The organism is Actinomyces sp. HMSC065F12 (assembly GCF_001814535.1).
GTDB lineage: Bacteria > Actinomycetota > Actinomycetes > Actinomycetales > Actinomycetaceae > Pauljensenia > Pauljensenia radingae_A.
Genome location: NZ_KV817022.1, coordinates 1 through 7,000 on the forward strand (window position 1 = coordinate 1; position 7,000 = coordinate 7,000).

Consider the following 7,000-nt stretch of genomic DNA (forward strand, 5'->3'; position numbering starts at 1 on the left):
AACCATTAGGCAACACCGTGTACTTACTGCCCTTGTTTAAAGTCTTGCCATCCATATCGCCGACTCCGCCGTTACGATCATAGCTAACAGTGGCAGTTTCGAGTGTCTCGCTGGCCGGTTCTGATTCAAGCGGCTGTTCTTCAGTGGGAATTAATCCGCCATTATCTTTTGCTTTTGCCGTGACAGTTCCACCAACTTCGATGTCTTCAACTTTCAGAGTAATCACACCGGTGTTCGCATCAACCGTTGCACCATCTGATGTCCACGTGGTCTTACCGGAAGTTTCGTCTACGGTTCGAGTTGCAGTGACGGTTCTTTCCGCTCCTGAAGCATCCTTATAGGTGACGGTGTAGGACGCCAAGTCGGTATCATCACCCGGGTTTTCATAGACTGGCGGGGTAATAGTTACCTCACCCTTATCCGTATCTACCGCAATCGCAGGAGATTTCGGAGCGATATTTTTTACCAGATCTTTGGCAGGGATTTTAGTGACTTTGGATACATCATTTACTTTATAGGTTCCATCAGGATTTTTTACATATATCGGATTGCCGTCATTATCCCAATCAGTTTCCACATCATTAGGGCTGATTATTGTAACGTTTCCGTCTTTATCAAACTCGATAAACGCAGGATCGGTTAAAAATCCAGTTCCATCGGGAAGCTTAGATACGCCATTTACCGTATTGGCATCTCGAATAGCTTTATCGATGGCTTGTTTATCGGCATCCGTTAATTTGTGAGGATCTCTCACGGCGACTTTGTCGGGGGTTGTTATTACCGGCTCAGACTTCGCGCAAGAACGGAATTTATGTGGCTCTTTGACAACGATACCGAACTCTGTTCCGAGTTTTAAATCGTTAACCTTATCCGTGATTGGGAAAGTAACTTTTTTGCCGTCAACGATTACTGCTTGAGACATCTCTTGTGAGTTAGATTTGTCCACTATACAGCTTCCATTTTGGGAAAAATTCCTGTCCTCTCCATCGGTAAATTGTTTGACAAAACTAAATTTTGTTCCTTGGGCAACTTCTTTAGCAAATGTAACGATAATCTGCCCGTCTGTCACCTGGACTTTTCCTATTATCGGAGCCACAGATGTTTCCGTTACCTGTTTGATTATTACGTCCGGAGCTTCAATTTTTCCGGAGGTTGATCCATCTGTATAGGTCACTTCATAGTAGGCATGGTCCGTGTAATCGATAGAGAATTTAATTTTGTCAAGGTTAAAGTCGTTCGCAATGTCCGGATTAGCTTTCTTCAGCATTTCAATAGCTTCTGCTTGCTCATCATTATTTACAAGGTTAGCGTCCGGGTGTTCAATCCAGATTTCTCCTACCGGCATTTTGATCTTGTCTTTATTCGAGAATGCCATGGATGGCTCAGCATTTGCGGTCACCACACCAGATGCAGCGCCATCCAAAGTTTGATAGGCAGTGACGGTATCACCTGGTGCAACTTTAACGCCGTTAGGTAGACTTACCGTCCAAGCTGTTCCACTTTTAGGGGTAACAGAAACAGTGGCTTTTTCGTTGCCATCCTTACCTTTTAGGGTCACATATACAGTCGACCTTTTAACCTTTCCACCAACTCTTTTTCGTTGTACATTAGCGCCGGAAATAGTTGTGGCGTCGTAAAAGACCTTGCGAATGGTCGGCGCCGGTAAAGTTGATTGACGCACGGGTTGATCGACAGTCTCCGGTCCGATCTCTAGACCATCGCCAGACTGGGTATCAGTTACAACTTCTGGAGTGCTTACCGGCGTCGGACTGGCGCTTTGTTCGTCATCCCGGGAGCTACTCTGTAGATCCTCGGCATGAGCCATAGACGGGCTCGATAGCGTGAAGCCCAAAGCGCAGACCAAGGTTAGGATCAGTAGTTCTGTAAGAAGATGAGCTGGTTTAAGCAGCGCTCTGCCGGCGAACGTTTCAAGAAAACCGGGCTTGTCCTTGAAGTTGCGCATTAGACCTTCCTGTCCAGTGTGCTAGTTAAATCTATTCCCCTCAAAGTACCACTACGTCATCCAGAAAACCAGCCCGTTGAGCTCAGGTAGGTGGTGACAGCTACAGGAATATAGCTAAACAGATAAAACACATTAGCTAGACGTTCATTAAATACATTTTAGCTATTGAAATTCTTATGCATACGTGATTTTTTGGTAATCAAATCATCCATCAACGGTGATTTGGAATGAATGTCTGCAAAAAACATGACAACTTTTATTGCTTAATTTAGAAGGTCTGGCTTCGGGCAGTTACTCTACGGCTGCTCTAAATTATAGATCTATTCTGTGAAACCCCAAAGCTTTTAGCGACTCGCACACTTTTGGCGGATAGACATATTTTTTGTAGCTTGCTTCACGGAGCCTTCCGGCCTCTAGAAATCTGACAAACTGTGCCAAGCCAACGATAAGTCAAATACCTAACCAAGAAGACTTCCGAAAGCAATAAAGCTGCCCCGACAAGGCGAAACGTCACGTCTTATGGCATAAAAAATAGGACGTTCACTTTGTACCAAAATGAACGTCCTAATAGTGGAGATGGGGGGAGACAGCCCCGACACCACGCATGACCAGCACAAACGCTAAAACTGCGATGGCAGCGTGCCCCACACGTGCCACTAGCGCGTTAAGTGCAGATACTCGCGGTACGCGCACACCACCCACACTGGCACATCCAGCGCGTCGGCGATCATCCACGCATCCCCACCATACTCGTGTTCCAGGCAAGCATACGCAGCCCGGCTAATCCACCTGCGGGCCACGCGCTGATCGATCATTCTCTCTACCGTCGCGTCGGAGGCACACTCGCCGTCTCCCCTGCGCGCGTGGATCAGCTCGTGTGCGAGCGTTGGTGCGGCATGGTGGTCTGGTAAGCGGCTGTCCACCCAGATGGTGCGCTGGGCTGGTACCCATAGTCCGCGCGCACCGTGCAGGCGTGAGCGGCGCAGGGTGACTTTCTCACGCGCCGCTTCACGCACAACCTGATCCCACGATGGAGCACTCACGCGCACGATCGTAACGGTAGGCACATGCAGTTGGAGACCCTGTGGCCGGTCCAGGCATATGCTATGACACCAGCCTACTGGTATCGTTTAGCGGCTTCTCGAATCTGATCAACGTACAGGTAAATATCTTCAATGGTGCCCAGTTCGTATTTGGTAAGCGACCTATCCTCTGCGACGAACACTAGATTCTTTCTCGCCTTGGAATTGAAGTAGCATCGAACGATTGGCCTACGGTTGTTATTGTCTGCCAGGACTGAGAAATAGGTTTTTTGATCGCGGTAAGTGATCCGGTCAGGTGAGAGTTCCGCGCACGCGATAGCTTTAACGACGCGATAAGCCGCAAGTTCCTCTTCAGTTGTCACGATCTCGGAATTTTCTACCGGCTCGCCTTCTTCTGCAGAATCGATAACTGCCGGTTCCGGCAGAGGGGCTGTCGGTGTGATAACGGGGGTTTCACTGGCTCCTAGCGCTGTCTTCAGGCGATCATTGACGCGTTCGCTGAGGAATTGACGAAGAGCTTTGTCAACGAGTGGTTTGAATTTCTCGACGACACTCTGAGTGATTCGTCCTTCGTAGACTTTTGCAATGAAATACCTGGCGAATTCTTCTGACACTTCTTTAAATTCTGCTGCGACAGCTCGACGGATCGCGCCAAGGTATTTCAATTCTTCTGCAGCATCCATGACCGATGTGAGGTCGAAATTCGCTTTGGTGAGTTTTTTCAGCTCTGGTAGGACTGTTTCATCCAAGTCTGCTAGGTCAAGGACGAGGAAGGGGCGAGAATCCATCTTGTTGGGCGAGTCAAGGTCCGTGTAGAAGTTATAGACGCGCCCGTTGGTCAATACCGCGATCCTTGCTGTAGTGACGGCGAAATACCTGTACAGCTGGGAAGCGTGTTCAAGCGTCAGGGCACCTGAGCACTTCTTGCATTCGATCAGGATTTGAACATCACCACTGTTGCGGATGGCGTAGTCGATCTTTTCGCCTTTTTTCACTCCGACATCGGCGGTGAATTCTGGAATGACTTCGGTGGGGTCAAAAACGTCATATCCGAGGACTGTGGAGATGAACGGCATGATGAAAGCGTTCTTGGTGCCTTCTTCTGTTTCGATCGATTCCCATTGCTTGTTTACTTTGTCTGACAGTGCTGTCAGTGCGTCTCCGAAATCCATTGCGGGCCTTCCGTTGCTTGTGGGTGTGGTTATGGGAGTTCTTGGGAGCCTTCTTGCTCGCGTTCAACGTCGCCTCGCTGCGCGTACACGCCGTAATCGTCAGGGTCAGGCGGTGGTGTTCCACCATAAACTTCCTGAGGCAGGTTAGCGGCGATAGTGTCAAGATCGGCTGTTCGCCCTGCTTGTGCGGGGAATGGCGTCACAGGCTCAGGCTTAGGCTCCTCGTTTGTTCCTGAGGCTTCGTCTAGTTCTTTTCGCATGTAGTGGCGAGCGTTTAAGGCGATGCGGGCGAGGTCTTCGTCGTCTACCTTGGTAGGATCGTACGCGGCGAAAACCCTAAGGATTCGGCTGTTGCCGACAGGGACAGAGTCCCAGGCTTCCTCAAAATCGGCCCAGGTCAAACCAACCGGAGCGCTCTTCGCTTCTAAATCGGGAGCTTCGCCGGTTTCTAGAACTTTTTCAGCCGCTCCGATAGGCCATTCAAAAAGCCTTTCCAAGCGAGCAAGGGTAAGGGCAGAATAATTTCCTTTTGCGGCGCGTTCTATGTTACCCACTGTTTTGACAGTAAGGCCCAGTGCATCGGCTAGATCGGCCTGTGTGTGCATGCCTAACATCCGGCGATTGTGCTTTACCAATCTTGCCAATTCCTGCGCTCCGTCTTTTCTCATACCTAAATAATAGGAAACTTTCGGAACTTTCGGAACAGTTACACCCGTGTAATTACCGGCAAAACGAACCAAAATCAGAAAACGACTGTTCCCAAATCGGCACCACACCGGAACTTCCGCTTGCATAATAGGAACACATTCGGTACTGTAGTTCCCATGAACGGAAAACAAAAGGAACGCGAAAGGAGCGGGGAGGCACTCCGTACCGTTCGCGAACTGCGCGGCATAACAGCCAACGAATTAGCTCAAGCTCTCGACGTCTCCAGACCGTACATATCGAACATCGAAAACGGACGTAAAAACCTGACCCCGGCGTTAGCCATCAAGGCCGCCAAAATCTTAAAGGTTCGTCCGATCGTATTTGTCAATGAGGACTTCCTCCACAAGGACCTAAAAGGAGCCGTGCCGTGAAAGCCGAGCAGCTATCACTATTCGACACTGAGCCCGCCCCGGTAACGAGAATAGGCGCGCTGAGCGAAATCGCGCTCGTGTACACGACCACCGAGAAAGCAAAATCGAGCGGCATCCGATTCGCCACCAGCATTGCGGACGCCAAAAAATTCTGCAGTGACAACCGTACACGCGGCGTCGTGCACGGCACGCAATGGGCATTCATGTGGACGAAAGCAAGCACGTGGATACAAGTCCTATCTGACACGGAAAACCCAGTTATCGACCTTAAAGGCATGCGTGATGACGGCTCGCGCGATCAGCTGATCAGCGAACTTGGCGTGTCAAAAATCGATCTCGCGGATTTCCCTGAAGTCTTCACGTCCTTAGGCGTGCAAGTGAAAAACGCTCCCCGAAAAAAATACCCGCCTATAAGACAGGAGCCGTCTAGGCGGTGCAACGCCTAAACGGCCAGAAAGGAAATCAAAAATGAACCAGATAGTTCCCTTTACTTATGAGGGTACCAGTGTTCGCACGGTTACGACAGAGGATGGTACGCCGTGGTTCGTCGCTAAGGATGTGTGCGACGTCCTAAACCTCGAAAACAGCCGTAAAGCGACCGCAGACCTCGATGAGGACGAGAAGAATACCGTAACTATTAGTGACGGTATTCCGGGCAACCCAAACAAGACCATAGTCAACGAGGCTGGCCTGTACTCGCTGATCTTCAAGAGCCGCAAGCCTGAGGCACACAAATTTAAGCGTTGGGTGACGCACGACGTTCTTCCTGCGATCCGCAAGCATGGCGGCTACCTCACACCAGACAAGATCGAGGAAGCCCTCACTGACCCTGACACGATCATCCAGCTCGCACAAACACTCAAGCGGGAGCAGGCGCGACGCAAGGAACTCGAAGCCCAAGCAGCTAAAGACGCGCCGAAAGTCCTCTTTGCTGACACGGTCGCCACAGCAGAAACCAGTATCCTCGTCGGCCAGCTGGCAAAAATCCTGAACAACAACGGGATGAAAGTCGGCCAGAACCGCCTTTTCAAGGACCTGCGCGCCAGAGGCTACCTGTCACGCCGCCAGGGCTGCGACTGGAACATGCCCACCCAAAAGAGCCGTGACCTTGACCTGTTTGAGATCAAGGAGTCCACGCATTCGCAGCCTGACGGCACGGTGCGCATCACGAAAACCACGAAAGTCACTGGCAAGGGCCAGCTGTATTTCATTGACCACTACCTCAAGGACTGGGACAAGAAAATCCTCGAAGAAACAGAGAAAGTCGCGTCATGACCGCTAAAAAACTGCCAGTCGACCCGCGTGACGCGTTCGCACCCACCCAGTACTACAGCATCGCCTCGGTGTGTGACGTCCTGCAGGTCAGCCGCGGCCTCATCAACGAAGCACTCATACACGGCGACCTCAAAGCCATCAAAGCCGGAACCCGCATCCGCATCCGAGGTAAGGAACTCAACGCATGGCTCACACCGTACAGGTAAAAGAAAAGTCCCCTCGCACGGCACATGCGAGAGGACCCAGATACACCAATGAAAGGCATACCAGCTATGAATAAGCATATCAGCACCCACTGTCGTTTGTGGACTGTCCGCATTGCAGCGGTATTCCACCTCGTTCTAACGCTCACCGCGCTACTAGCGCTCACGCGCATGGACAACACGCAGGTTCAGGCAGCAGCGGCCTACATGTGGGCATTCCTCGCCGTCCTACTCGCGGTCGGCACATTCACCAGCGACAAGGAGC

General features: G+C 50.8%; 9 protein-coding genes. 5 read left to right on the forward strand and 4 right to left on the reverse strand.

The genetic code is table 11. The annotated features are described in order from the left end of the window. The 4 genes from HMPREF2975_RS08305 to HMPREF2975_RS08320 all read right to left on the reverse strand — a co-directional run. Positions 1-1,963, reverse strand: a 1,963-nt coding sequence (locus tag HMPREF2975_RS08305) for a hypothetical protein (protein WP_070727021.1), incomplete at its 3' end; no start/stop codon positions are given. A gap of 656 nt (positions 1,964-2,619) precedes the next feature. Beyond that, positions 2,620-3,006, reverse strand: coding sequence for a hypothetical protein (locus HMPREF2975_RS08310; protein WP_141757365.1), 387 nt, complete (start codon positions 3,004-3,006; stop codon positions 2,620-2,622). 74 nt (positions 3,007-3,080) lie between these two features. Further along, the gene (locus HMPREF2975_RS08315; RefSeq protein WP_070727024.1) at positions 3,081-4,178 is read right to left on the reverse strand and encodes a type I restriction endonuclease; all 1,098 of its coding nucleotides are present in this window, start codon (positions 4,176-4,178) and stop codon (positions 3,081-3,083) included. A gap of 29 nt (positions 4,179-4,207) precedes the next feature. After that, on the reverse strand, positions 4,208-4,972 hold the full coding sequence (locus HMPREF2975_RS08320; RefSeq protein ID WP_141757367.1) for a helix-turn-helix transcriptional regulator: 765 nt from the start codon (positions 4,970-4,972) through the stop codon (positions 4,208-4,210). 30 nt (positions 4,973-5,002) lie between these two features. On the opposite strand from HMPREF2975_RS08320, the gene HMPREF2975_RS08325 reads away from it, so the two are divergent. The 5 genes from HMPREF2975_RS08325 to HMPREF2975_RS08345 all read left to right on the forward strand — a co-directional run. Next, entirely contained in the window at positions 5,003-5,257 is a 255-nt protein-coding gene (locus HMPREF2975_RS08325; RefSeq protein WP_070727028.1) for a helix-turn-helix domain-containing protein, read from the forward strand. Then, positions 5,254-5,703: a hypothetical protein gene (locus tag HMPREF2975_RS08330; RefSeq protein ID WP_070727030.1), complete on the forward strand. Its 450-nt coding sequence runs from the start codon at positions 5,254-5,256 to the stop codon at positions 5,701-5,703. Before HMPREF2975_RS08325 ends, HMPREF2975_RS08330 begins: the two co-directional genes overlap by 4 nt. A 22-nt stretch (positions 5,704-5,725) precedes the next feature. Next, positions 5,726-6,532, forward strand: coding sequence for a phage antirepressor KilAC domain-containing protein (locus HMPREF2975_RS08335; protein ID WP_070727032.1), 807 nt, complete (start codon positions 5,726-5,728; stop codon positions 6,530-6,532). Then, positions 6,529-6,738 (forward strand): helix-turn-helix domain-containing protein, encoded by a 210-nt coding sequence (locus HMPREF2975_RS08340; RefSeq protein ID WP_070727034.1) that lies wholly within the window; start codon positions 6,529-6,531, stop codon positions 6,736-6,738. Before HMPREF2975_RS08335 ends, HMPREF2975_RS08340 begins: the two co-directional genes overlap by 4 nt. 66 nt (positions 6,739-6,804) lie before the next feature. Continuing rightward, positions 6,805-7,000, forward strand: a 196-nt coding sequence (locus HMPREF2975_RS08345) for a hypothetical protein (protein WP_141757369.1), incomplete at its 3' end; no start/stop codon positions are given.

Excerpts from the sequence above, each read along its gene's own strand:
- HMPREF2975_RS08315 (WP_070727024.1), bottom strand. The coding sequence starts at position 4,178 with ATGGATTTCGGAGACGCACTGACAGCACTGTCAGACAAAGTAAACAAG.
- HMPREF2975_RS08320 (WP_141757367.1), bottom strand. The coding sequence starts at position 4,972 with ATGCAAGCGGAAGTTCCGGTGTGGTGCCGATTTGGGAACAGTCGTTTT.
- HMPREF2975_RS08325 (WP_070727028.1), top strand. The coding sequence starts at position 5,003 with ATGAACGGAAAACAAAAGGAACGCGAAAGGAGCGGGGAGGCACTCCGT.
- HMPREF2975_RS08335 (WP_070727032.1), top strand. The coding sequence starts at position 5,726 with ATGAACCAGATAGTTCCCTTTACTTATGAGGGTACCAGTGTTCGCACG.
- HMPREF2975_RS08340 (WP_070727034.1), top strand. The coding sequence starts at position 6,529 with ATGACCGCTAAAAAACTGCCAGTCGACCCGCGTGACGCGTTCGCACCC.